The sequence below is a fragment of the Luteococcus sp. genome, assembly GCF_043424415.1.
Lineage (GTDB): Bacteria > Actinomycetota > Actinomycetes > Propionibacteriales > Propionibacteriaceae > Luteococcus.
The window spans coordinates 1-2,635 of record NZ_JBHWOO010000175.1 but is presented as its reverse complement, the minus strand read 5'-3'; the positions used below and the strand labels follow the sequence as shown (position 1 = coordinate 2,635).

Here is a 2,635-nt window from a genome sequence, read left to right as displayed (position 1 = left end):
TGACTTGGGCGGAGTTCCGAGCAGGCTTCTCTCGCACGCTGGTGGGCACCCTGTCGCTGCACTCACCCCGGTACGGGCGGGTCTCGACGCAGGTCCGTCTAGCGGCGACACTGCCTCCACCGGACGTCGAGCCGAATGATGAGGGAGTCATCGACGAGCTTCCGATCCAGTTGATCTCCGATCAGGGAGTATGGCTCCACGACATGGTCAGCGGAACCGGCGAGGTCACCGTCACCAATTTCGGCGGCGTCGATGTCTCCCCTCAGATCAGATGGCGCGGCGCAGGAGGCACAGTCACTGTGCCATCTGGCGCCACATTCTCCCTCCCGGCCGTGGAAGAGGAGCGGATACTGCTGCTCTCCCCGGTCGAGTCCCTCGCGGTGATCACCCCGCTCGGTGAGATCGACTACCCACTGATGCGCCAGCTCCAGTCTGCCCTGCCAGAAGTCGTCCCGGAAGGGCAGTCCCGAACCTACGTCATGCCACCGGGCGCTGCCCTCGAATGGCAGATAGGGGTGATGGACCCGTGGCTCTAGACTGGCCCGCCCACCGGCTGCACCGACAAGCAGTAGCCCAGGATCAGGGCCAGTGGATCGGCCTCGCCGACGAAAACTGCCAGCCCCTGATGACACTGCCCCCACCCCAATCCCTCACCGCACCCGAGACCCGCCTCGCACCCCAATCGGTGAAAGCCACCTTCGGCGTCCGATCACGATCCGGCGTCGTCCACCCGATGGTCGACGAGCTCGTGGCAGAACAGCTCGGCCAGACCGACGCCCAAGGACAGCTGGTATCAGCCGTCGACCGAACCAGGTTCATCGTCATCGAACGCCCGGGCATACCGCGCCGAGCTTTCAAGATCACCCACGCGGTCGCCAGCGGTACGGGACATGCTCCCGCACAGCTGGAGGTCCACGGGACGGACATGCTGCGCATGCTCTCCGACATCCCTGCCATGTCTGCGCCGACGACCTGGACAGGGGAGTGGACGACGTTCACCCGCGACTGGGCGGGGCCGGAGGACCAGGGAATCTTGTTCGACCAGCCCCGGGACCTCGCAGGAATCAAGCTCGTCACGGTGGCAGACGGCGCCACGATTGAGGGGCCGGCAGAGGCCACCATCCGTCGACTCATCTCCGAGTCCCTGGCCGCGGCCTTCCGGGTCGCCGGTGTCGACGACCACCCGGTGCAGGTCGTACCCATCCCGACGGGCAAGACCTCACCGCACATCATGATCCGCCCCACGGACAAACCCCTCTGGGAGGAGATCGCCGCACTGTGCCTCGCAGCCGGTGTCCGCGTCTCCGCAACCATGTGGTGGCCCACCGATCCACAACCGCCCGGGCTGGCACTGACCCTGCCCACCGTCGTCGTCCGCGTCGAGCAAGTCCAGGAGGTGATCTGATGGTGATGCTCATCGCCGATGGAGGCCAGATGACAGTCGGCCGCCGAGCAGGAACCTTCGTCTACGGCAGCTTCCAGGTCATCCTCCCCGAGGGAAGAGAGAAACAGCAGGAAGACAACCGCCTCCAGGACGGCTACATCTCCCGACCCCCAGGCCAGACCCGCGGCCGCTTCGACATCACCTTCGTACGCGCCGACGCCACAGTCGACCTTGGCGCCAACGTCTCCGACCTCGAAACCGTCATCGACACCGCCCAGAAGCGTGTCGCCGGAGACACCTTCTTCGAACGCGACATCACAGGCCCAGGACTTGGCCGCTGGCGCCCCGGCCGCGACTACGACACCGGCGACCTCATCGACGTCCTCATCTGGGGAAAAGTCATGGAACTACCCGTCACCAGCATCGACATGACCTCCGGCGACCACGGTCGCGCCGGGTGGCGAGTCCACGTCGGCGGACAGTTGATCAGCGACGCCGCCACCTTGCGACGACACAACGACGACTTGGCGCAGCAGATCGCACGAGAGCGTCAGGAACGCCTCGCGCAGCTGGACAGGCAGCGTGACATCAACATCGCCCAAGCACAATCAACCGCGTCCGCAGCACAAGAAGCCGCCCAAGCAGCGACAACAGCATCGACCGCTGCAACCGCAGCAGCAACAGCCGCTACGAACGCCTCAGCGGCCAATGCCACTGCCGGAGACGCCCTTTCGCGGTCTATCACAGCACTCCAAACCGCCCAGGTCGCGATGTCCCGCGACATGGCCCGATTCTTGTGGGCCGACCGCGAGAGGTCGGAGTCCGACGCCTTTATCCGCCTCGACATGCCGCGATTCTCCACAACAGCCCGGGTACGAAACCTCGGCGGTTGGTCCGGGCAGGTCCTACTCGTCATCAACTACAACAACGGAGATGTACACGCCCGCGGCCGCCACATGTCACCCGGATCAACCTGGACCGAATCCCTACCAGTGGGAACCATCGCCAACGGATACGTCATCTACCAGGTCCGCACCGGCGCTTACAGCGGCGGAGAAAGTGAGGTCTAAATGACCCAAGTCACAGGCCCCCTAACCGTGGTCACCGAACGATCAGCCGACGTCGTCGAAGTCTGGATCCGCGCCCCAGAACCCCGACCCCTCAACGACGGCCTGATCATCGACACCACCGACCGCATCGAAGTCACCGACGGCCAACTGAGCTTCACCTGCGCGCCGGGTCCGGCGAGAC

At 65.1% G+C, this 2,635-nt stretch carries 3 protein-coding genes; all 3 read left to right on the top strand.

Features of this window, described 5'->3' with window-relative positions:
* Positions 1-536: hypothetical protein (locus ACHFFZ_RS10355; RefSeq protein WP_394276546.1), on the top strand; the 536-nt coding region annotated here is incomplete at its 5' end.
* A gap of 89 nt (positions 537-625) precedes the next feature.
* On the top strand, positions 626-1,405 hold the full coding sequence (locus ACHFFZ_RS10350) for a hypothetical protein (RefSeq protein WP_394276545.1): 780 nt from the start codon (positions 626-628) through the stop codon (positions 1,403-1,405).
* Positions 1,405-2,454, top strand: coding sequence for a hypothetical protein (locus tag ACHFFZ_RS10345; RefSeq protein ID WP_394276544.1), 1,050 nt, complete (start codon positions 1,405-1,407; stop codon positions 2,452-2,454). The genes ACHFFZ_RS10350 and ACHFFZ_RS10345 overlap by 1 nt, the downstream gene beginning before the upstream one ends.
* Positions 2,455-2,635 lie beyond the last annotated feature (181 nt).